The 23,204-nt window shown below is 35.8% G+C and carries 18 protein-coding genes; 15 read left to right on the top strand and 3 right to left on the bottom strand.

Translation table 11 applies throughout. The annotated features are described in order from the left end of the window. Positions 1 to 48: 48 nt before the first annotated feature. The 3 genes from glf to glpK all read left to right on the top strand — a co-directional run bounded on the left by glf (position 49) and on the right by glpK (position 6,805). On the top strand, positions 49 to 1,230 hold the full coding sequence (gene glf, locus G7084_RS05415) for a UDP-galactopyranose mutase (RefSeq protein WP_166010752.1): 1,182 nt from the start codon (positions 49 to 51) through the stop codon (positions 1,228 to 1,230). A gap of 93 nt (positions 1,231 to 1,323) precedes the next feature. Beyond that, the gene (locus G7084_RS05410; RefSeq protein WP_166010751.1) at positions 1,324 to 5,148 is read left to right on the top strand and encodes a CDP-glycerol glycerophosphotransferase family protein; all 3,825 of its coding nucleotides are present in this window, start codon (positions 1,324 to 1,326) and stop codon (positions 5,146 to 5,148) included. A 151-nt stretch (positions 5,149 to 5,299) separates the two neighbouring features. After that, positions 5,300 to 6,805, top strand: a complete 1,506-nt coding sequence (gene glpK / locus G7084_RS05405) for a glycerol kinase GlpK (protein WP_166010749.1) — start codon at positions 5,300 to 5,302, stop codon at positions 6,803 to 6,805. Between the two features lie 4 nt (positions 6,806 to 6,809). On the opposite strand, the gene G7084_RS05400 is transcribed toward glpK, so the two are convergent. Further along, positions 6,810 to 7,634 (bottom strand): LysR family transcriptional regulator, encoded by an 825-nt coding sequence (locus G7084_RS05400; protein WP_166010747.1) that lies wholly within the window; start codon positions 7,632 to 7,634, stop codon positions 6,810 to 6,812. A 136-nt stretch (positions 7,635 to 7,770) separates the two neighbouring features. On the opposite strand from G7084_RS05400, the gene G7084_RS05395 reads away from it, so the two are divergent. Together G7084_RS05395 and G7084_RS05390 are read left to right on the top strand one after the other, a co-directional pair. Continuing rightward, positions 7,771 to 8,787 carry a YeiH family protein gene (locus G7084_RS05395; RefSeq protein ID WP_166010744.1) on the top strand — a complete coding sequence of 339 codons (1,017 nt, stop codon included), beginning with the start codon at positions 7,771 to 7,773 and terminating at the stop codon, positions 8,785 to 8,787. A gap of 205 nt (positions 8,788 to 8,992) precedes the next feature. Then, positions 8,993 to 10,201, top strand: a complete 1,209-nt coding sequence (locus tag G7084_RS05390; RefSeq protein ID WP_166010742.1) for a GGDEF domain-containing protein — start codon at positions 8,993 to 8,995, stop codon at positions 10,199 to 10,201. Between the two features lie 97 nt (positions 10,202 to 10,298). On the opposite strand, the gene G7084_RS05385 is transcribed toward G7084_RS05390, so the two are convergent. Together G7084_RS05385 and G7084_RS05380 are read right to left on the bottom strand one after the other, a co-directional pair. Continuing rightward, positions 10,299 to 11,186, bottom strand: coding sequence for a C40 family peptidase (locus G7084_RS05385; protein WP_166010740.1), 888 nt, complete (start codon positions 11,184 to 11,186; stop codon positions 10,299 to 10,301). 205 nt (positions 11,187 to 11,391) lie between these two features. Further along, positions 11,392 to 11,733, bottom strand: coding sequence for a heavy metal-binding domain-containing protein (locus tag G7084_RS05380; protein ID WP_166010738.1), 342 nt, complete (start codon positions 11,731 to 11,733; stop codon positions 11,392 to 11,394). 236 nt (positions 11,734 to 11,969) lie between these two features. On the opposite strand from G7084_RS05380, the gene dnaG reads away from it, so the two are divergent. The 10 genes from dnaG to G7084_RS05330 all read left to right on the top strand — a co-directional run bounded on the left by dnaG (position 11,970) and on the right by G7084_RS05330 (position 23,138). Beyond that, a complete protein-coding gene (gene dnaG, locus G7084_RS05375; protein ID WP_425508992.1) occupies positions 11,970 to 13,763 on the top strand; it encodes a DNA primase in 1,794 nt (597 codons plus the stop codon). 30 nt (positions 13,764 to 13,793) lie between these two features. Continuing rightward, the gene (gene rpoD / locus G7084_RS05370) at positions 13,794 to 14,927 is read left to right on the top strand and encodes an RNA polymerase sigma factor RpoD (protein ID WP_166010736.1); all 1,134 of its coding nucleotides are present in this window, start codon (positions 13,794 to 13,796) and stop codon (positions 14,925 to 14,927) included. Positions 14,928 to 15,271: 344 nt separating this feature from the next. After that, a complete protein-coding gene (hrcA, locus tag G7084_RS05365) occupies positions 15,272 to 16,294 on the top strand; it encodes a heat-inducible transcriptional repressor HrcA (RefSeq protein ID WP_166010734.1) in 1,023 nt (340 codons plus the stop codon). 15 nt (positions 16,295 to 16,309) lie between these two features. Beyond that, positions 16,310 to 16,900, top strand: a complete 591-nt coding sequence (grpE, locus tag G7084_RS05360) for a nucleotide exchange factor GrpE (RefSeq protein WP_166010732.1) — start codon at positions 16,310 to 16,312, stop codon at positions 16,898 to 16,900. Positions 16,901 to 16,941: 41 nt separating this feature from the next. After that, complete coding sequence (gene dnaK / locus G7084_RS05355; RefSeq protein ID WP_166010730.1) at positions 16,942 to 18,765, top strand: molecular chaperone DnaK; 1,824 nt, start codon at positions 16,942 to 16,944, stop codon at positions 18,763 to 18,765. A 94-nt stretch (positions 18,766 to 18,859) separates the two neighbouring features. Next, positions 18,860 to 19,765, top strand: coding sequence for a DnaJ C-terminal domain-containing protein (locus G7084_RS05350; RefSeq protein ID WP_166010728.1), 906 nt, complete (start codon positions 18,860 to 18,862; stop codon positions 19,763 to 19,765). 240 nt (positions 19,766 to 20,005) lie between these two features. Further along, entirely contained in the window at positions 20,006 to 21,178 is a 1,173-nt protein-coding gene (locus G7084_RS05345; RefSeq protein ID WP_166010726.1) for a multidrug effflux MFS transporter, read from the top strand. 223 nt (positions 21,179 to 21,401) lie between these two features. Then, entirely contained in the window at positions 21,402 to 21,674 is a 273-nt protein-coding gene (locus tag G7084_RS05340; protein ID WP_166010724.1) for a hypothetical protein, read from the top strand. A gap of 9 nt (positions 21,675 to 21,683) precedes the next feature. Next, a complete protein-coding gene (locus G7084_RS05335; protein ID WP_166010722.1) occupies positions 21,684 to 22,466 on the top strand; it encodes a hypothetical protein in 783 nt (260 codons plus the stop codon). A 39-nt stretch (positions 22,467 to 22,505) separates the two neighbouring features. After that, entirely contained in the window at positions 22,506 to 23,138 is a 633-nt protein-coding gene (locus tag G7084_RS05330) for a sugar transferase (RefSeq protein ID WP_166010720.1), read from the top strand. The last annotated feature ends 66 nt before the right edge of the window (positions 23,139 to 23,204 follow it).

The raw sequence follows: 23,204 nt of genomic DNA, 5'->3' as shown, positions 1-23,204 counted from the left end.
TGAGTTGCATTGTGTTGCAGTTGAATGTAATTGAGAGGAATAAAACCAATGACTTTGAACGATAAAAAGTATGATTATTTAATTGTTGGAGCAGGACCTTATGGTTCGGTTTTTGCCTACGAGGCAGCTAAACGTGGTAAGCGTTCGTTAATCATTGAAAAGCGTTCTCATATTGGTGGGAATATGTATACGCACAGTGAACACGGAATTACGGTGCATGATTTTGGGGCGCATATTTTTCATACTGATAATAAAGAAGTCTGGGATTATATTCGGAAGTTTGCAGAATTTAATGGATTTCAAAATCAAGTTGTGGCCAATTACAATGGCTCACTTTACAATTTGCCCTTTAACATGAATACATTCTATGAGATGTGGGGAACTAAGACTCCTGCAGAAGCGAAAGCTAAGATTGATGAACAAAAAGCGACAGCAGTTGCAGCAATGGATGGAAAAGCTCCTCGTAATCTTGAAGAACAAGCCATTTCATTGATCGGGACTGAAATCTATGAAAAGTTAATTAAAGGTTATACTGAAAAGCAATGGGGACGTAAAGCCACGGATTTACCAGCTTTCATCATTAAGCGTTTGCCAGTCCGATTTATTTACGATAATAATTATTTCAATCACCGCTATCAAGGAATCCCGGTTGGGGGTTACACGCAAATCTTTGATCGTTTGATTATGGACAATGATTTAATTGATGTACAAGTCAATGCTGACTTCTTTGCACATCGGGATGAATATATGGCTGAGTTCCCCCGGATCGTTTATACGGGAATGATTGATCAATTCTTTGATTATAAGTATGGTGAGTTGGAATATCGCTCATTGCGTTTTGAGAGCGAGACAATTGACAGTGATAACTATCAAGGAAATGCAGTAATTAATTACACGGACGCTGAAACACCATATACACGAGTAATGGAATGGCGTCATTTTGATGGGTTAGCTGATGAAGGGAAGACGGTCATTACGCGCGAATATCCACAGGCGTGGGATCGTAGTAAAGAAGCTTACTACCCAGTTAACGATGAAAAAAATACTAATATGTATAAACAATATGCAAAAGAAGCACGAGCCAATGAAGATAAAATTCTCTTTGGTGGTCGCCTAGGTCAATACCGTTATTTTGATATGGATCAAGTGATTAACGCCGCGTTCAATGACTTACGTCACGAATTTGATTTAGATAGTGGTTTTAACTTCGCATATGATATCATTAAATAGATAAATTAATAGAGGGAGATTCATTTTACGATGACTCTCCCTCTATTGCTAATATAGATAAAATATTTTAAAAATAAGGAAATAAAAGGTGAAATGAATAAGTTTATTAAAATAGCGGCTAAACGTGCCAGAAAATATTTACCTCGATATTATGATCCATCTCGTCCATATCGAGGTTATTATGATCGTAATTATGATCATGCTAAAATTGAGAAAAATAGTATCTTATATGAGGTGCGTGATGGACAATCTATGACTGATTCGCCATTATTTATCTTTTTGAGTTTGATTGAAGATGATAAGTACAAGAAATATAAACATATTTGGGTAATTAGAGATGGAGTTGATGAAAAATCATTTATTATTAACGTTCCTAGAGAGTATAGGAATAGAATAGAATTAGTTCAAAGAAATACAATTTTATATGCTAAGTGGCTATTGAAAGCAGAATATTTGATAACTAATTCTACATTTCAAAATTTCTTTCATAAAAGACGGGGTCAACATTACATAAATACATGGCACGGAACGCCTTTAAAATTCATGGGATATGATGTTCCGGGAAGTAAAACTTCGCTTAAAAATGTTCAGCGCAATTTTATGATGACTGATTTTTTAATCTCCCCTAATAAACACACAACAAATCTATTTTTAAATAAATATAAATTAAATGGAATGTATGAGGGAACAATTCTGGAATCTGGTTATCCTAGAAATGATATTTTGTTTGATTACGATGAATCCGTTTTGACCGATTTACGAAGTATGGGTATTCATTTAAATGGTAAACCTATTGTGTTGTATACACCAACTTGGAAGGGAACTGCTATTAATAGTCCCGCAGGTAGCATGGAACAAATTTTAGCCGAAACAAACATTTTACAAACAGCTAATCAGGATAAACAAATTCTAGTTAAAGTTCATCCATATGCATATCGTCAAGCATTGAGGGAACCACAATTATCAAAAATTTTGATTCCGGATGTTATAGATGCAAATAGAATTCTTTCAATAGTTGATACTTTGGTTACAGATTACTCAAGTATTTTCTTTGATTTTTTAATTACAAATCGACCGATTGTTTTTTATTCGTGGGATAAAGAGCAATATGATATTTATCGTGGTATGTATTTAGACGAGAGTGATTTGCCAGCGCCGGTGTTAAATAACATTAACGAAGTAGCGGACTACATTTCTAAAAATTACGATACAAATAATAACAGATATCAAAGTATGAAATTGAAAATGACTTCCTTAGAAGATGGATTATCGACTCAACGTGTAATTGATAGAATATTTGATCAGGTAAAATTTAATAATGGTAGAGAAATACATTTAAGAAATAGTAAGAAAAAAGTACTTATATTTACTGGTGGAATGATAAATAATGGTATCACTACTAGTTTACAAAATTTAACTAGAAATATAGATTATGATAAGTATGACGTAAGCGTTATAACTTGGGATAGTAATACCAAGGAGAAAGTGGATAATGTGAATCGACTAGATGAACACGTACGTATACTTTACCGATTTGGTTGGTCATCATTTACTTTTGTGGAAAGCTTTGAAGATAAATTCATTCAGCATTTTGGTATTAAGCCTTGGAATAAATGGCTGATCCCAGTAAAAGGTTATAAGAGAGATATTCATCGCTTAATTGGAGAAACTAACTTTGATGCGGCCATAGATTTTTCAGGATATTCCTACAACGGTTCTAGAATCATTGCTTTTTTAAATGCGTCGGTAAAATCAGTTTTTCAACATAATGATTTATGGGCAGATGCTCATAAAGTAATTAAGGGTAAACAACCAAATAAAAGAGGACTTTTAACGTTATTTAGTTTGTACTATAAATATGATCATGTTGTTTCAGTATCAGAAAAATTAGCAGATATAAATGCCGTTAAATTAGAACGTTTTACTAGAAAAGATCAACAATCCTTTTCAAAAAATACACTTAATCTTAATCAATACTTAGATGAAGAAAATGATGATTTTGTAGAAATATCGACGATTAATGAAGGGGTTGTATTTAAAAAATTATCTGTAACTAGCTATGAAGACTTAACCCATTATTATCAAGGAAATTCAGATGAAATTTATTATGATAACGAGGATAAGTACATTGGAATAACCAAAATTACATTTGATAATGGTGTTGAATTGGTTAAATTAATTAAAAATAATCTTCCATATGTTTGGGTAGAAATGAAAGACATAGAATTTACGAATGAAATTATTATAACTGAAGAACAATATGATAGGAAAGTTTTTTGGATAAATAAAAATAGAAGAAATGTGTATGAAAATATTGATAAAAAACAAGCTATTACAAGAGGTTGGCTGTTAAATAATAGTTTTGCAAAATCAGAAAAAATTGTTAAAACAAATGTGGGAGAATATATAAAATTTAAGATTCCAGGTTCTAAACAATACGGATTTATTGATAAAAGATCTATTAAATGGCTTAATTCTGACCATTTAACGTTCATGCAAAAAATTTGGAATATTAGAAAACATGGTGAAGATAGTTTTGATTCACAATACAGATTGATATGTTATATTGGAGACGAGAATCAGACATCTTTATGGTCTGAACCACCTAAAGTTAGTTCAAAATCAATATTAATAAATAACAAAAATAGACTAAATCATAATAATTTATATTTGGTGAATGCATCAAGTGTATATAAAAATGTGCGTTATTTTAGAATCATTGATGAAGATGGTTCTTTCTGGATAAACGATCAGGATTTAACTGTTTTAGATTTTCATGAATCCGCTCTAAAGGTAGGTATTGATGAGAATACATTGTTGTCAGGTTCTTTGACTGATGATGGAAGGAAAATTTCAAGGGATGATTTCGGTGTTGTAGATAAAGATAATAATATTCAGATATTAAGTATTACGGATGAAATTTATAAAACCAAAAATACTTTGATGTTGAATCCTGTTAAAAATGTATTTTATTGGTCATCTAAAAAATTGACTATGAATTTGTCAAATTCTTATTCTGTAATTAGCACATCCAATAAGGAAGACGTGAAAAACTATATTGATGAAATTCAAGCAAAATTTGCAGTTGATACTAAAATGCTTGATCAAACTGATGCAATTGATATTTTAAAAATTAAAAGACATAATAACAACGTCTTGAAAACAAGAAAACTAGATAATTTTGAAATTAAATCAATAGAAAATAAATTCATTACTATATTTGATGATATTAATGGAAATATATTATATAAGCATCTAGAAATGCCTGATTTTATACATGTAAGTAGGTTTTTGATTCAAGGTGGTGATATTTGGTTTAATGGAATTGATCCAGATGGAAAACATATTATATTTACAATCGAACAAGATAATATGGATGAATCAAAAGAAGATATGAATATTTTTCTAAATAAATTGATTTATATGTCAATGGGACGATTATCGCCTGAAAAAAATCACATATCTTTATTGATTGCATTTAAGAAAGTTTTGTTAAAGAAACCTAATGCACGCTTATGGATTTTGGGTGATGGAAAAATGCGTCAAGATTTAGAAAAATTAACGGTTATTTTAAATATAGAAAAATATGTTGTTTTTTGGGGATTTAATGACAATCCACAAGAATTTTTACAAAAATCTGATGTATTTGTTCATCCATCTTATTTTGAAGGTCAACCTATGGTATTACTGGAAGCATTGAATCAAAATGCGCTTGTTGTTGCTTCGAATATCACGGCAAATGTGGCTGTTATTGGTAACCAAGAATATGGATTGATCATGAAGGATGTATCTTCAAAAGCAATAGAGGACGGAATGTTCCAAATAGTTGATAATAATTTTGAATTTGATATATTTGATGAAAATTTGTACAATCAAGCTGCGATTGATCATTTTTCTGATAATATATTAGATAAATAGAGTAAATAGATATCAGATTTATTCTGATATCTTTTTTAATTATCCGATATAAAATTATGTTTATTTTATATTGTTTAAGTATGATATAATAGTTGTTTAGAAATTTATTTTTGGATAAAATATATTAGTTGTGAAAATGAGGGTATGTAAAATGACAAGCAGTGGTTATGTGATGGCCATAGATCAGGGTACCACGAGTACTCGCGTTATTGTATATGATCATAATGGGAATACCATTGGTAGGATCAAAAAGAATGTAGATCAACATATTAGATTCAACGGTTGGATAGAACACGATGCTAATCAAATCTGGAGTGATGTACGACAACTTATGCACGAAATCTTAATCAATTTATCGATTAGTTCGGAAGATATTATTACAATAGGTATAACAAATCAACGCGAGACTACAGTTTTATGGGATAAAAATACCGGGGAACCGATCGCTCCAGCAATTGGTTGGCAGTCGAAACAGTCGAATGAAATTTCGGAAGATTTGAAGTCAGCTGGGTTAGAGCAATTTATTTATAGTAAAACAGGATTATGGATAGATTCATATTTTTCAGCTACAAAAATAATGTGGCTAGTTAAAGAAAATCCATATGTACAAATGCTAATTGATAAAAACCAGTTAGCATTCGGTACAATTGATTCTTGGCTATTGTGGAAACTAACTGATGGTAATGTACATGCAACAGATTATACTAATGCTTCTAGGACGATGCTATTTAATATACATACATTAAATTGGGATGAAGAATTACTGGACTTATTTAATATAGATGAAAGTATACTTCCAGAAGTTAAAAATTCATCTGATGATTTTGGGAGCACGGTATTAAATGGTATTAAAGTTCCAATTGGTGCGTTAGCCGGTGATCAGCAAGCAGCACTAGTTGGACACAAGGCTTTTAACGATGGAGATATTAAAAGTACATATGGAACGGGTGCTTTTATCGTAATGAATACAGGAAATATTCCACTTATCTCTAAAAATAAGTTATTGACAACGATTGCGTATGGAATAAATGGTGAGATTAATTATGCATTGGAAGGTTCTATTTTTGTGGCAGGGTCTGCGGTTCAGTGGTTAGAAGAAGGGATGGAAATTATTGATAATGCATCTCTATCATCTGCATATGCATATCGGTCTAGAAACACATTACCTTTCCAAGACATTTACTTAGTGCCAGCTTTTACTGGATTAGGAGCGCCATATTGGGACCAAAAAATTAGAGGTGCTATTTTTGGGTTAACGAGATCAACTAGAAAAGAAGACCTAGTTAGAGCTACGATAGAGGCATTAGCATACCAAACTAAAGATATTTTAGATGTAATGATTGAGGATTCTGATATTAATATTTCAAGTTTATTTATAGATGGTGGAGCAGCATCCAATGAATATTTACATGAGTTCATGGCAAACTTATTACAAATTGACATTAATAGGCCAACGAATTTAGAGATGACGTCTCGTGGTATAGCGTATTTAGCTGGCTTGAAATATAATGTTTGGGATTCAATAGACAAACTACCAAAAACACCGGAATTACTAACTATTAATTTCGAAAAAGAACTTCAAGAAGATCTGAGAAATAAATATATAAAATGGCAAAATGCAGTTATGTCTGCACAAAAATTTGCCTTTGATGGATAAACTTTTATTTATATAACGTACCAAGAGTACGAATGGCATTGATGATTTTCAAAACTATCGGATCTCGTTCGTCCAGGTAAGCCAACCCGTAAAAAATACGGTGATATTGATGATCTAATTCTTGGAATGGCATCGAAGGAGTAATAAAGCGTCTGGAGATTAGTGAGGCTCCTAAACCGGCCTGTAGGTGCGCCACAATCATATCATTACTATTCATACTAATTAAATGATCAATTTTTAAACTAGTTGATTTCAAATATTGTTTAGTATAATGACTAACGCCAGAACCTTCTTCACGAATGAAAAAATTACCAGTATCTTGGGGACCAGCTAGGACCAATTCGTCTGAAAACAGTGCAAAACTTTGGGTTTGGTCGCCACGAATCGGTTTTTCAATAATGCCAAAGGAGATGGCATGGTTACATACTAATTGAAAAACTTCTTCAGAATTTTGCATTTCAATGGTTAAATCTAAAGTATCTAGAAATGGGTTTAGCGCTTTGAAAATGATGGGCATGATACTGGTAGCGGCACTATGAGAAACGGCGATTCTAAAAGGGATTTTATCAGCTGAGCGTTGGTGCATGTTAGCTTGAAATTGTTGCCAATCCTTAAGTTGACTGACCGCCTGGGGATAAAACAGGGTCGCAGCTTCGGTCGGGATGACTTGATGATTTTGATCGCGTAAGAAAAGTGTTGTTTTGAGTTCATGCTCTAGCTTTTTGATACGGACGGTGACAGTGGGTTGTGAAATGAAGAGATGTTGGGCAGCATGGGTAAAACTTTTGGTTTCATAAACTGTAATAAAAGTTTCAAATAAATCAAACATAATAATTTCCAATCGTTATTATAAATATTAATAATAACCATTATAACAATCTATTTTACTAATATCATTAATAGGATTAAAGTAGGAATGGTTAAACAATATCACTAAGGTATTGTAGGGAGAGGGAGATGAAAGAATGAAAATTAAGCAAAATATGTGGCTTGGTATAATCGTTACCGTATTGGTATCAATTATATCTGAATTTCTCAGTAAATTTATGCCTAGTCTAGGAGCGGAAGCCATCGCCTTGATTCTAGGAATTATTTTAGGAAATACGTTGTTAAGACAGCCGCAATTAGTAGCTGGAGTTAGATGGTCAGAAAAGTATCCGATTGAAATTGGAATTGCATTATTGGGGATTGAGGTCACATTACAAACAATTCGTTCGTTAGGTTGGCAGGGAATTATTTATATCATTATCTTAATGACCGCTACGATTTTATTCGTGATGTGGATTGGTAAGCTGATCTTTAAAGTCGATCAAAAATCGGGGATGTTAATGGGGGCTGGTAACGCTGTCTGTGGTTCCAGTGCTATTGCGGCGGTGGCACCCGAAATTAATGCAACTGATACGCAACGACGGACAGCGGTGGCGACCGTATCATTGTCCGGAGTGGTATTGTTATTTATTTTGCCTATCATTGGTCCGGCGGTATTTCATGGAAATGATCTCCTAATTGGGGCATTAATCGGTGGAACCGTTCAATCTGTTGGACAAGTGATTGGAACCGCTTCGCTCGTGAATCCGCAAGTAATTGACTATGCAACCTTATACAAAATGTTACGAGTGGTTATGTTAGCTGTGGTGGTTTTAATTATGTCTACAATTGTTAAACGCCGTGATTTTAAAATGCGGTCAAATGAAATGGCTCAGGGAAAAAAGCATATTAAGGTATATAAATTAGTGCCTTGGTTTATCTACACCTTTATTATTTTATTGTTCGTTAGTTCAATCGTAAGTATTCCACATTCAGTTGTGCAGGGAGCTAAGACAATAACCGGATTCTTTGGAGTTGTTAACTTGGCTGGGATTGGTTTGAACTTAAAGTGGCAAACCATTGCTAATTCCGGTTTGAAATATCTCGGTTATGGATTTATGACGATTGTATTCCAGGTTGGAATGGCTTTACTTCTAATTAATATGATTTATTAAGAATTTGATGACGATGGTGGAGTGATTTTCCACCGTCGTTTTTAATTTATTTATAATAAAAATAAGATACTATTAATTAACACCAAAAATTGTAGATATTAATGCAAAATCTGGAAAAAATATAGCAAACATTAAACTATAATAAATTGTTATGTGACTTATTTAAACTATTTCTAATAAAAATTGAAAAAAGGAGGATAAATTTATGTTAAATAATATGTTGGTTACCGCCAATCAATTTTTTGATGTTTTTATTCATGTTTTTAATGCCTCCAGTTTCGAAGGTTTGTTTATTGTTTTTGGGTTAATCATAATTTGTTATATTGCGGTGGGGATGTTGGATGATAATTTTTTTCAAAATCGGGCATTACAAAAAAGAACTGCAATGATTGTCGGTTTTGTTCCGTTGATCGCAGTTCTATTCCTACAACTTTACTGGATGGCAACCAAAGCAGACAAGTTAAGTTTGTACGAATCAAATCTACAGCTTGTTTTGATTTTTTACTTCTTACTCATGTTTAATACTAAAATCCAGGTTTATGTGGATAGTGCTTTGGCGATTGTATTAACGGGGATTTTTATCTTGGATAGTCCTGATTATATCTCTGGATCAAGCCTCTTTATTGGTCTAGTTGGTCTCATCCTGATTATTATAACGATGTACATCATTCAAAAATATGCTCAAAAAATTGTGGAAAGTTGGTTACTTCAAGTGACCGCTGTCTTATTTTTTGCTAATGCTTGGTGGCTAATGTTGAGTTTGTCAGAGGACGTTAGTATTATGTTATACATCGCCTTAGTTTTGAAATTTATTTTCTTTATCAGTATTATTTTGGGAATCAATCAGATTATCGTTAGGCGTTGGCAAAAGTATCAACAAATGATGGATGAATTAAATAAAGACTTTTTAACAGGTATTTTCAATCGCGAGGCTTTTGACGAAGATTTTACAACCTTGTTTATAGAGAGCAATCAAACAAATTTTGATTGGACCTTTATTATGTTTGATATTGATAATTTCAAATCATTTAATGACAATTATGGCCATTTAATGGGCGATGAAGTTCTAAAGGAAGTTACTAAGACGGTACAAGAAACTTTAAATCATAGTTATATTGGCGGAAAGTTATATCGCTTAGGTGGAGAAGAGTTTGGTATCTTGATCCGAAAACAAGATCATGAACGAATTGAACAATTAGTTCGCCAGATTGGGTCAGAAATTCATTCGATTGATATTAAACGAGCTGAATTTGATGTGCGTTTATCAATTTCCATGGGAATGACGATGTTTCGAGCTGATTCAGATGCAAATGTACGCCAAATTTATGATCGGGCTGATGGATTTGTATATTATTCGAAGCAACATGGTAAAGATGCACTCACAGATGAAGGTAATTTAATTCATTTTGAATAAATCAATAAAAAGCTTTTAATCTAGTTAATTTAAAAACTAGCATTAAAAGCTTTTTTAATTTGGATGAATTAAGTTAAGTAATTTTAGAAACCTGGCACTAAACTTCACGTTGAACATAACCAGGCTTAAATAATGCTTCCCACGTTAATGTTGAAGAAGTCTTAGGATTAACAAGTTGATTAAGCCGCGTAATCGTCACACCGTTTTGTGAAGCCGCATCGTGGAGAATAAAGTTCCCGCCTAAATAAATGGCAACATGCTGGCGCTCTTCCGAGTATCCATCAGGTGTCACTAGGAGGTCTCCTCGTTCCTTGGTATCCCAAGTATGGGAAGTCCCAGTTGTGGCAAGTAGGGAAGTTCTAGTATAAGCCTGAACTACAAGTGGTTGTCCGGCTTTGCGATAGAACCAAGATACAAACGAGGAACAATCAAAACGATTTTTAGCAATATCAGATTGCGTCCGACCACCACCATAGACATATGGGCTCTTACCAACTAATTTAGAACCAGAGGAAATAACTTTTTCAATGATGGAATTGTCTGATTTCAAATTAGAGGCAACGTGTTCATAAGCCTGAATGGCATCATCAGATCCATCTTTGGTAAAGTAATAATAATTATCATCAAGCTTCTTCAAGCCATGCACCATTTCACCGTTATGTGTATTAAAATAGTACTGTTTATTATCTAGAGTTTGTAGCCCTGTCAGCTTTTTTTGAGTATCAGCATTTAAGAGATAAGTTTTAAAGTTGATGGTTTGTAACTCCACCTTGGTACCGTTAGCAAGGTGATACTGCTTAGAATCACCGTGAATGGTAAAGACCTGAAATTTAAATAGACAAAGCAACGCAATTAAGATTAATAGTAAGAAACCAATCCATTTAAAAAGAAGGTTCTTACGTTTAGATTTATGCTTTTTTTTCGGCCTCTTTTGAGGCTTTTTACTATACCGGGAACTTCTTGAGGGAAATGATTGACTGGTCATCAGAGACCTCCACTGAAATATTTATGAATGTTATCTATAAATAAATATATTAAACAAAATTAATTAATGGAAACTTAATTTAAATTCTAAAAATCTATTAATTATATAATTTACGGAATATTTACTAAATAAATTATATTAATAGATATATTAAAAAAACACAATCCTTTAATGGAAGATTAGCCGTTGGACCGGACCTGCCATTTTAATTATTAGTGGATGTTAAATTTTTAATTTTAACCGCTGTACCATAAGCAGTAACTGAATCGCCCATTGAAGCCGAAGATGAGTCGAAGCGGAACATGATGTCGGCGTCGGCGCCTAATTCTAGAGCATGTTTCCGCATTCTTTGAATAGCCTCTTCACGAGCAGTATCCTGAAGTTTAGTATAGCCTTTGATTTCTCCACCCACAACAGCTTTTAAAGCTTGACCTAAGCTGGAAAAGACGTTTCTTGAGCGGGTTGTTAACCCAAAGACCTCTCCTAAATTCGCAGTGATTTCATAATTAGCAATTTTTTCTGAAGTAACAACGATAATATTATTCAAAATAATCTCCTTTTAATAGCGTTCAATACGGCGGAATACTTGATATTGTTTGAATTAAAAAAAATGATGAAAAATTAAGGCGAGGCAACGGATTTAGCCGGTAGAAAATGTTGACAAAGTATGATGATAAATGTCATACTTAAGGTTGCTTATTTAGTGTAAAAAAATGAGGAGGGGTCATCATCGCAATCTCAATTCCAGATGAGTTAGTCGAAAATATTCGGCAAAGTGTCAACATTGTTGATGTGGTTAGTCCATATGTTGCTTTAAAAAAACAAGGACGCAATCTCTTTGGTCGTTGCCCCTGGCATGAAGAACGTACGCCATCATTTTCTGTCAATGAGGAAAAGCAGATTTTTCACTGTTTTTCTTGCGGGCGAGGTGGCAATGCCTTTACATTTTTAATGGAAAAAGAAGAGTTATCATTTCCACAAGCAGTGGCTAAGGTTGCTGATTTAACGGGAATAGCGCTCGATACTGCGTACACAGCGACACAAGATGAAAAAGTTCAAATTCCCCAACGTCAACGCGATCTCTTAGCATTGTATGAAGAGGCAACTAAATTTTACCATTATTTGTTAGTCAATGCTGCGTCTGGCGAAACAGCGCTACAATATCTCCATCAACGCGGACTCGACGATAATACGATCGATGCGTATATGCTAGGATATGCCCCAGAAGAAGATGCACTTTACAATTATTTTAATGAAAAAAAGATTGATTACCAGTTGATGCGAGAGTCGGAGCTCTTTATTGTTTGGGATGATGGTAGCTTGCATGATCGATTTGTTGATCGGGTCTTATTTACGATTAGAAATAAGGGCGGCGCGCCAATTGCTTTTTCAGGACGTCGTATGTCAAGTGATGACACCATCGCAAAGTATATGAATAGCCCGGAGAGTGTCCTCTTTGATAAATCGGAAGAACTATTTAATTTTGACCTAGCTAAGACGACTATTAAAAAAAGTAAAGTTGTAATCTTGTTTGAAGGATTTATGGATGTTATCGCAGCTTTTCAGGCGGGAATTCACAATGGGGTTGCATCAATGGGAACGAGCTTGACAAAAGCTCAGGTTCGGCGACTGAATCAAAATGCAGAAGAAATTCATGTGGCCTATGACTCTGATGCAGCGGGTCAAGCAGCCACCCATCGGGCGATTGAACTGATTGATCAAAATAGTTCATTAAAAACTAAAATTATTCATATCCCAGACAACCAAGATCCGGATGAATATTTACGAAGTCAAGGGATTGATGCGTTTCAAGAAGTTTTAACTCGTAATTTAGAAGATCCGGTCGCATTTAATTTGAATTATCTACGTCAAGATTTTGATTTGAGTAACCAAGGAGATATTTTTAATTATCTTGAGCAGGTTTTACCAACTTTAGCGCAGGTTAAAGAACCATTAGTGCGGCAAACTTTTGTTCAACAATTAGCGACGGAATTTAACGTTAGTAGTTCAGGTTTGGAAGAACAATTACGTAGTTTAATGTTACAAAAACAAGTGATTAAAAGAGGCCCTGAGTCATATATTGAACCGGAACAGGTTATAGTAGACCGACCGACGTTGTTCGAAAGACCCGCCTTATCACGAGTGGAGCAAGCTGAGCAAATTTTACTGACTTGGATGTTGAAACGCCAAGATGCGTGGTTAAAAGTAACTAGTAGTTCGGATTTTCATTTTGTTGATGTCATTTATGAAACGCTGTTCTTATTAGCAGATGGATTTAAACAAAAAAAACAAATTCAAGAAATCAAAGATTGGGCGGAATTTATGGATTTCGTCAAGGAGCCAGAACTGGTTCGCGTGCTTTCGCAGTTGAATCAAATTGACGATGCATTGATGCAAGATCTTGAACAAGTGGATGAGTATGTTAGCGTACTTTTAAATCAGGCACCATTGGAAGAGAAGATTAAACAAAAACAGCGAGAATTATTAGAAGCGAAACAAGTTCATAATGAAGTTTTGGCCACACAGTTAAGTTTTGAGGTGCTAACTTTATTACGGGAAAAACAAGCTAAACAATAATTATTTTTGTCAAATTAAGGAGTATATAGTATGCCAAAAAAAGTAGAGCAAACTGATGTGGAATTCGATCAAAAAGGCTTTGATAAAGCAATCAAGGATTTGGTTAAAGACTACAAAAAAGCAACGTCAATTAAAGAAGATGAGTTACATGAAACTTTAGTTAAACGTTGGAATTTAAATGCACCGCAAATTGATGAATTATATGATAAAGTGGAAGCGGCTGGGATCTCAATTGTTGATGAACAAGGTGAGCCAGCCGCGCGTGCTTTGAATAATCAAAAAAATGCCTTAAGTGAAAAAGAATTAAAACAAGCTGCTGAAGCTCCGACTGGTATTAAGATTAATGACCCGGTCCGGATGTACCTTAAAGAAATTGGTCGGGTAAGTTTGCTAACCGGTGAAGAAGAGGTGGCATTGGCTGAGCGGATTGAAGATGGGGACGCCAGTGCGAAGCAAGAATTGGCTGAAGCAAACTTACGTTTAGTTGTTTCGATTGCCAAACGTTATGTCGGTCGTGGAATGCAATTTTTAGATTTAATTCAAGAAGGAAATATGGGATTGATGAAGGCCGTTGAAAAGTTTGATTACCGAAAAGGATTTAAATTTTCAACCTATGCAACATGGTGGATTCGTCAAGCTATTACCCGTGCAATTGCGGATCAAGCCCGAACGATCCGAATTCCTGTTCACATGGTTGAAACGATCAATAAATTGATTCGGATTCAACGTTCATTGCTATCTGATTTAGGACGTGAGCCAACGCCCGAAGAAATTGGGGCTGAAATGGATATTGCAACTGAAAAAGTTCGCGATATTTTGAAAATAGCTCAGGAACCAGTTTCATTGGAAACTCCGATTGGGGAAGAGGATGATTCTCATCTTGGCGATTTCATTGAAGATAATGAAGCAATCTCACCAGCAGATTCTGCGGCATATCAAATGTTGAAAGAGCAATTAGAGTCGGTCTTGGACACTTTAACGGACCGCGAAGAGAACGTCTTACGGCTTCGGTTTGGTTTAGAAGATGGTCGGACGCGAACTTTGGAAGAAGTTGGTAAGGTATTTGGGGTTACTCGAGAACGAATCCGACAAATTGAAGCAAAAGCGTTACGAAAGTTGCGCCATCCAACGCGTTCAAAGCAATTACGAGATTTCTTAGACTAAATTATTGTTCGTAATGTTACTGCGAACATTGAAGTTACAACTCAAATTAAAGCAACTTGCTTAAAGTGATTTTCATTTAGTGCTAAAATCTAAATGAATCCGGGAGCAAGTTGTTTTTTATAAGTTGATATTTTAAAGCAATTTTATTTCGGATGAGATCAAAAAAATTTAAAATATTAGAAGATGGGTAGACCTATTTCTTGGAAACCCTTAGAAATTAGCTCTTTTAGCACTCTTCAAATATAAGTGCTAAAAAGGTTGACATTCATTTTTAGACGTGTATTATTATAGATGTTAGCAAGAAGAAAGATCGAGTGCTAATAACCAAGAAAGGAAGAATTGCGATGTTAACAGAACGGCAAAGAATCATTTTAAATGCGATTATTGCTGATTACATCCGATTTGGAAAAGCTGTTGGCTCAAAAGCTTTGTTGGTTGATATAAATCTACCGGTTAGTTCGGCGACAATTCGAAATGAGATGGCACAGTTAGAAGGGCAGGGATTGATTCAAAAGGAACATACTTCTTCTGGACGAATCCCTTCTCAAGAGGGTTACCGTTATTATGTTGATTATTTAATGACGTCCCGTCGGTCTTCTCAAGAGGAACGGCAACAAATCTATCGCACCTTTAGTCGGAGATTTCAACAAGTTGATGATTTGTTAATTCAAGTTACCAAATTTATGGCGAATATCACAGGATATACCACCATTGCGTTGAAACCAGCTACCATTGATGTAAAACTTTCGGGCTTTCAACTGATTCCAATTGATGGGCAACAAATTATGGCGGTCTTGGTCACTAGTAATGGACAAACTGCCAGTCAAAGTTTCCGACTCCCTAAGGGAACATCGATTGAAGAATTAGAGATGATTGTCACGTATATTAATCATCAATTGGTTGGTCGTCCCATTCGAGAAGCACTACAGAGTTTAAGCGGTGATCTACCGCTAGACTTAGAACGAACAATTTGTTCGCCCCAAGCCTTCTTACAGTTGTTTGGAGATATGCTCTCGCAAGCTATTCAAGATAAGGTGTTTATTGGGGGGAGCTTGAATGTGATGGACTTTACGACTGATAACGATTTAAAGGATATTAAGGCGCTTTACCAATTGTTAGATGATCCAGAAGAAATGCATCGAATTATTGGCTCCGCAAATGAGGGTGTTTTCGTTCAGATTGGTGAAGAAAATACGAATGAAATTTTAAAACCTTATAGTTTAGTTTCAACGCGGTATCAAATTCCAATGCATGGCTTTGGAGAGTTGGCAATTTTAGGACCGACAAATATGCCCTACGCTAAAATCGTAACCATTTTGAATGAAGTACGCCAAGCAGTAGTAGAAGAATTACAAGAATATTATTAGAAAAGAGGTGTTGGTATGGCCGAAAATAAGGCGGAGCAAGCAACGTCAGTTGACGAAGAATTATTGGAAGCAGTTGATGAAACAGACCATCAAACTGATAGTGAAACAATTGCAACCGATGCTGATGTTTCTAATGATGAGAATTCGATCGACGTAGATCCGTTGCAAGAATTACAAGCAAAGTATGATGCATTGGAAGACAAGTATTTGCGAACTAATGCTGAAATGCAAAATATGCAAACTCGTTTTGCAAAAGAGCAAGCAATTTCATTAAAATATGCAAATCAAAAGTTAGCGAAAGATATTCTACCAGCGCTAGATAATTTGGAACGAGCAATTAATGTTGATGCTAATGATGAATCTGCTCAACAGATTAAAACTGGAGTAGAAATGGTTTACAAGACTTTGAATAGTGCATTGGCAGATAATGACATCAAAGCGGTCGGCGTAGTGGGGGAAGATTTTGATCCTGAAATACATCAATCGGTTCAAACTCAGCCCGCAGATGATCAGCATCCAGTTGATACGGTGGCGCAAGTTTTGCAAAAAGGTTACTTGTTAGCTGATCGAGTTGTACGACCAGCGATGGTTGTTGTTTATAACTAATTGTTAAAGATAAAATAAAAAAATAAATCGAGGTAATTAATATGTCAAAGATTATTGGTATTGATTTAGGAACTACAAATTCAGCTGTCGCAGTGATGGAGGGAGGAACTCCCAAGGTTATCACGAATCCTAATGGTGGACGGACAACGCCTTCTGTTGTTTCGTTTAAAAATGGTGAAAGTCAAGTTGGTGACACTGCTAAGCGTCAAGCCATGACAAACCCAGATACTATTGTGTCAATTAAGTCACACATGGGTGAAGATGGTTATAAGGTAACCGTGGCTGGAAAAGATTATTCTCCAGAAGAAGTTTCAGCGATGATTTTACAATATATCAAGCAATATGCTGAAGATTACTTAGGTGAGACAGTTGATAAGGCGGTTATTACCGTTCCAGCTTACTTCAATGATGCCCAACGTCAAGCTACTAAGAATGCCGGTAAGATTGCTGGTTTGGAAGTGGAACGTATCATCAACGAGCCCACTGCGGCAGCATTGGCGTATGGACTTGATGACTTGACTAAGGATGAAAAAGTCTTAGTATATGATCTTGGTGGTGGAACCTTTGACGTTTCTATCCTTGAATTAGGAGATGGAGTCTTTGAAGTTTTGTCAACGTCAGGAGATACACATCTTGGTGGTGATGACTTTGATGAAAAGGTAATTGATTGGTTAGCTGAAGACTTTAAGAACGAAAACGGAATTGATTTGAAGCAAGATGCTTTGGCAATGCAACGTTTGAAGGAAGCTGCTGAAGCGGCAAAGAAGACTTTGTCACAAGCTACTGAAGCGCAAATTGACTTACCATTTATTGCTTCATCAGATAATGGACCATTACACATTCAAACAACTTTGACTCGTGCTAAGTTTAACCAATTGACACGTGATCTTGTTGAGCGGACTAAGGCTTCAGTTGAAACAGCCTTGAAGGATGCTGGGTTATCAAATTCTGAGATTGATCAAGTAATCTTGAATGGTGGTTCAACTCGTATTCCAGCCGTTCAAGAATTCGTTAAGGATTTGACTGGTAAGGAGCCAAATCACTCAATTAACCCTGATGAAGCGGTTGCCTTAGGGGCAGCGGTACAAGGTGGAGTGATTACTGGTGATGTTAAGGATGTTGTTTTGCTTGACGTGACACCATTAACACTTGGAATTGAAACAATGGGTGGTGTCTTCACTAAGTTAATCGATCGTAATACAACGATCCCTACTTCAAAGTCACAAGTCTTCTCAACTGCTGCTGATAATCAACCAGCTGTTGATATTCATGTTTTGCAAGGTGAGCGTGCGATGTCTGCTGACAACAAAACATTGGGACGGTTCCAATTGACTGATATTCCGGCTGCTCCACGTGGAGTACCACAAATCGAAGTTAAGTTTGACATTGACCGAAACGGAATTGTAACTGTTTCTGCCAAGGATCTTGGAACACAAAAGGAACAAAAGATCACCATCCAAAACTCAGGATCATTATCTGATGAAGAGATTGAAAAGATGATGAATGATGCCAAGGCCAATGAAGAGGCTGACAAAAAGCGTAAAGAAGAAGTCGATTTGCGTAATGATGTCGATCAATTAATCTTCTCAGCTGAGAAGACTTTGGAAGATACAGGGGATAAGTTGTCAGCTGACGATAAAAAGCCGGTTGAAGATGCTTTGACCGAATTGAAGTCGGCTAAGGAAGCTGACGATTTGGACCAGATGACAGCAAAGAAGGAAGCCTTGGAAAAGGTTTCTCAAGAATTAGCAGTTAAATTGTATCAACAAGCTTCTCCTGAACAGGAAGCAGATGCAACTGAAAATAAGGCTGATGATAACACTGTTGATGGTGATTTCGAAGACGTTTCTGACGATAAAAAGTAATTGTAATTACTCTCGTGAGGGACGGATGCCATTAAGAATAGGCGTATGGCCTATTCTTATACATAAAAAATAAAAAATGGAGGCGGTTTTCCTCATGAATAATACAGAATTATATGAAACGCTAGGCCTGGATAAAAATGCATCGCAAGATGATATTAAAAAGGCATATCGTAAATTATCAAAAAAGTATCATCCAGATATTAATAAGGAGTCCGGGGCTGAAGATACTTATAAGAAAGTTCAAGATGCTTATGAAACCTTAGGGGATGAAAGCAAGCGAGCTTCTTACGATCAATTTGGAACTACGGGTGATCAACAAGGCTTTGGTGGTTTTGGTGGTCAAGGTGGCTTCGGTGGTGGTCAAGGTGGATATTCTGACTTTGGGGATATCTTTAGTCAAATGTTTGGTGGTGCTTTTGATCCGAATCGGCCTAGACAAGGTTCAGACTTGCAGTATCGTTTAAACTTATCATTTGAAGAGGCAATTGCCGGTTTAGATACTGAAATCGAATATAATCGAACTGGATCTAATGGTCAAAGTGAGCATAAAAAGGTTAAAGTTACGGTTCCAGCTGGAATTGATGATGGTCAACAAATGCGGATGAGTGGATATGGAGAAGCTGGATCTAATGGTGGACCATTTGGAGACCTTTTCGTCGTATTTCATGTGGCGGCATCAAAGGATGGCTTTGAGCGGGATGGGGCAGATGTTTATCTTGAACAACCGCTCGACTTTGCTACGGCAACTCTTGGTGGTGAAATTCTGGTTAAGACCGTTCATGGAGATGCCAAGTTGAAGATCCCTGCTGGGACGCCAAATGGTAAACGATTCCGTTTGCGTGGTAAGGGAGCTCCCCGATTGCAAGGGAGTGGGTATGGTGATCAATATGTAATTGTGTATATTGATGTGCCAACTAAGTTAACTCGCGAACAACAAGATGCTTTAAAGAAATTTCAGAATGCTATGCATGGTGAAGTGAAAAAAGGTTTCTTTAATTAATTTATTAATATCTAAGCAGCAGGGTGAGTGCCCTGCTGCTTTTTTTGAGGGATTATTTTGGTTGAGTATTTCGATTATTATTTACATTTTGTAGTTAAGTTTGTATACTGATTAGATTCGATTTAAGAAAGGAGCGTGACCAATGTCTAAATATGTTGTATTTATTGCTTGCGCAACCGTAAGCGGATTAGGACGTTTATTGACTAAATAAACAAAAGATTCTTAAGGAGAATTTACGTAATGAACGTCCTAAAAAAACAACCTTCAATTTTAATTATTATCGCTTTAATCGGCTTTCCTCAATTGAGTGAGTCGATTTTCACGCCAATTTTACCAGCATTGAGTCAGGGGATGTCCGTGACTGAATCGACCATTCAGCTTATGATGAGTACTTATTTTTTTGCATTTGCGTTTGGTGTTTTATATTTTGGGCCCCTATCAGATCGAATTGGTCGAAAAAAAGCAATGGCCATTGGGTTAAGTATCTACTTAATGGGTAATCTTGGCTTATTATTAGCACCTGGTTTCCACTGGTTGCTCGGGGCACGAATTATTCAAGCCTTTGGTGCAGCTTCAGGTTCCGTTATTACCCAAACCATTATGCGAGAAGCTTTTGTGGGAGAAAAGCGAGCTCGAATTTTTGCTCAAGTGGGCGCAGCCTTGGCTTTGGCCCCGGCACTCGGTCCTTTATTAGGTGGGCTTTTTCAAATGATTTACGGATACCACAGTGTATTTTCAGCTTTAATTGCGATGGCTGTGGCACTCTTATTTTATGTCGCTACAACGTTGCCAGAAACCCGTCTGATTAATAACGATAAGCAAGGTCAAAATTGGCTAATGGTGACCAAACGGTTGCTAAGTAGCCCCAAGGTTTGGAGTTACGGCTTATTAATTAGTGGGGTGAATGGAATTTTATTCAGCTATTACGCTGAAGCACCATTTATTTTTATCGATCATTTTAAAATGACGCCTGTGGCGTATGGATGGACCGGGTTATTAATTGCCGTCGCTAGTTTAACGGGTTCACTAGTAACGAATCGTTTAATTGGGCGATTTAGTGGTGCTTATTTGATGATGCTTGGTTTAATTGTGGCACTTCTCGGAGCTATTACGATGGGGCTTGGCGCGACAAATGTATGGGTGCTGTTTGGTGCCATTTTAGTAACCTTTACGGGGCTTAATATATTATTACCAATTGTTTTAAGTAATGCCTTATTAGGTTTTGAAGATGTCATTGGTACTGCTAGTGGGCTATTTAGTTTTTGGTATTATTTATTAATTAGCCTGTTAACATTTTTAATGAGTTTGATGCACAATGGGTCAATTTACATTTTGCCAATATACATCTTAATGGTTTTAAGTGGTATGGTATTTAGTTTTTTGGTGATTTGGAAAACCGAAAATCATAAATAACAATAATAATTGGCATATCAAATAGTGATTAATAATTTTGAAAAACCTTGGCGCTTCCGCGCTAAGGTTTTTTATTTTCTAAATATTTAGGTATAATTATTCATATATTTAACTAGTTTAGTATTTAGTGGTGCAAACGATCGGGGAAGATTATTTTTGATAGAAATAAAGTATTAAATGATTGACGAGAATACTTAAAAAATAGATAATATAAAGGATAGTCATGAATTTATCACAGTTTAAAACGGTAACGGAAGCGATGCCTGGCCAATATCAAGTTATGGTTCGGACAGAACAGACAATATTACCAGCAATCGCATTTGAAATAAATCAAAAACAAATTAAAGTTAAAGCTCAAAGTGATGGACAACTAAGCTTAAGAGATTTAAGTGATTTAACCGGTTGGGATCAAAGCCAGTTGGTTTTTGAGCTTGATCAAAAAATGCATTCTGTTTTTGGATATCGAGTTGAGGGGATGCAATTAATTTTAGGGTAGGTATGAAACGTGAAAAATAAAAAATGGTGGTTGATCGGCAGTGTTGTGGTTATTTTATTAGTGCTTGGGGGAGCGGCTTGGACAGTATGGACATCTCAAAAAGCAAACGATAGTCGAAACCCAGATCAAGATCAGTCAAGTCGGCAATCGGCAAAGACGAATTCAATCAAGCCGTTACAAGATGGGGCTAAAAATAAAACTAATGAAAGAACTTATCAGATAACGGATGCCGAAAAAAATTCTGCTCAATATGTTGCAAATGGTGCATTAACGAAAGTGGGCCAATATAGCATTAGTCCAGCCGGCAATCGAACTGAGTTACAACAAATTAATGAACAAGTTAATCAAAAACTCAGTATTGAGGGTTTGACATACGTAGTTAAAAAGGTGAAAGTACAATTAAATCAACCTAAAACCGATGAGGCTCTTGAAATGGCCCAGATGGCATTCAATGATCGAAGTCTTTCAGGAAACTATCAAACTTTGATTTTGAATTATTCGATCACTAATCAAACTGGACAGGTTGTTAAAACCGATGGATTGAAAGCAGTCAAAATTTCAGAACAGCATGTCGTTACCGTTCAAAGTGGTTTAGATAATGATGCGAAATTAAGTCAAATTAGCATTCAGCCAGGATCTACGGTCGAAACTTTTGCTACTGTATTGGTGGGGTCAAATGATGGAACCATCCAAAACCTCAAAACCGTTAATTTGAACTTTGCTGCAGTTTTGGATCAAAAACAAAATAACATTACTGACGAGCAACAAACTAAAATGACGATGACTTTTTAAATATTAATTCATTAGAAATGATAAGGAAGGAGAAGTTGGATGGAAACTAATGCATTATATGTTCTTTCAAAAAGGTTTGTCGATATCTCAGTCTCTCTCTTTGCCTTGATTATGTTATCACCCATTTTTTTGGTTGTTACTTGTTTTTATTTGGTGGGACGCAATCGAGGACCAGTTTTCTATAAACAAACGCGAATTGGTGAGTACGGCAAGCCGTTTGAAATTTATAAATTTCGGTCCATGGTGGTGGGCGCTGAAAAAAGGTTGTATCAAAATCCAGAGCTATATCAAAAGTTTGTCAATAATGGGTACAAATTACCTACGAACGAAGATCCTAGAATTACCAGGTTTGGAGCTTTTTTACGAAAAACGAGCTTGGATGAGATACCTCAATTTTTGAACATATTAATTGGGGATATGACTGTGATCGGTCCCCGGCCGATCGTGCCCTCTGAACTATGTGAGTATGAAACTGTGGCAAGAGTTGATAAATTATTATCAGTTCGACCTGGTGCAATGGGCTTGTGGCAGGGAAGTGGTCGAAGTGAGATTCAATACCCGCAACGGGCTGACATTGAACTAATGTATGTCGACCATCAAAGTTTGTGGTTTGATTTTATTGTTTTATTTAAAAATTTTGTGGCGATTTTTACAGCCCGTGGAGCTCAATAATTAATAAATTATCAATAAAAGGCTTGGACATTGGTCCGTGCCCTTTTATTTTAGAAGGAGGAATAA

Source organism: Weissella coleopterorum (assembly GCF_011304355.1).
Lineage (GTDB): Bacteria > Bacillota > Bacilli > Lactobacillales > Lactobacillaceae > Weissella > Weissella coleopterorum.
This window is presented reverse-complemented; position numbering and strand designations above follow the sequence as displayed.

Excerpts from the sequence above, each read along its gene's own strand:
- G7084_RS05410 (WP_166010751.1), top strand. The coding sequence starts at position 1,324 with ATGAATAAGTTTATTAAAATAGCGGCTAAACGTGCCAGAAAATATTTA.
- G7084_RS05345 (WP_166010726.1), top strand. The coding sequence starts at position 20,006 with ATGAACGTCCTAAAAAAACAACCTTCAATTTTAATTATTATCGCTTTA.
- glpK (WP_166010749.1), top strand. The coding sequence starts at position 5,300 with ATGACAAGCAGTGGTTATGTGATGGCCATAGATCAGGGTACCACGAGT.
- G7084_RS05330 (WP_166010720.1), top strand. The coding sequence starts at position 22,506 with ATGGAAACTAATGCATTATATGTTCTTTCAAAAAGGTTTGTCGATATC.
- glf (WP_166010752.1), top strand. The coding sequence starts at position 49 with ATGACTTTGAACGATAAAAAGTATGATTATTTAATTGTTGGAGCAGGA.
- grpE (WP_166010732.1), top strand. The coding sequence starts at position 16,310 with ATGGCCGAAAATAAGGCGGAGCAAGCAACGTCAGTTGACGAAGAATTA.
- G7084_RS05350 (WP_166010728.1), top strand. The coding sequence starts at position 18,860 with ATGAATAATACAGAATTATATGAAACGCTAGGCCTGGATAAAAATGCA.
- dnaK (WP_166010730.1), top strand. The coding sequence starts at position 16,942 with ATGTCAAAGATTATTGGTATTGATTTAGGAACTACAAATTCAGCTGTC.
- G7084_RS05400 (WP_166010747.1), bottom strand. The coding sequence starts at position 7,634 with ATGTTTGATTTATTTGAAACTTTTATTACAGTTTATGAAACCAAAAGT.
- G7084_RS05390 (WP_166010742.1), top strand. The coding sequence starts at position 8,993 with ATGTTAAATAATATGTTGGTTACCGCCAATCAATTTTTTGATGTTTTT.
- G7084_RS05395 (WP_166010744.1), top strand. The coding sequence starts at position 7,771 with ATGAAAATTAAGCAAAATATGTGGCTTGGTATAATCGTTACCGTATTG.
- G7084_RS05340 (WP_166010724.1), top strand. The coding sequence starts at position 21,402 with ATGAATTTATCACAGTTTAAAACGGTAACGGAAGCGATGCCTGGCCAA.
- G7084_RS05385 (WP_166010740.1), bottom strand. The coding sequence starts at position 11,186 with ATGACCAGTCAATCATTTCCCTCAAGAAGTTCCCGGTATAGTAAAAAG.
- rpoD (WP_166010736.1), top strand. The coding sequence starts at position 13,794 with ATGCCAAAAAAAGTAGAGCAAACTGATGTGGAATTCGATCAAAAAGGC.
- hrcA (WP_166010734.1), top strand. The coding sequence starts at position 15,272 with ATGTTAACAGAACGGCAAAGAATCATTTTAAATGCGATTATTGCTGAT.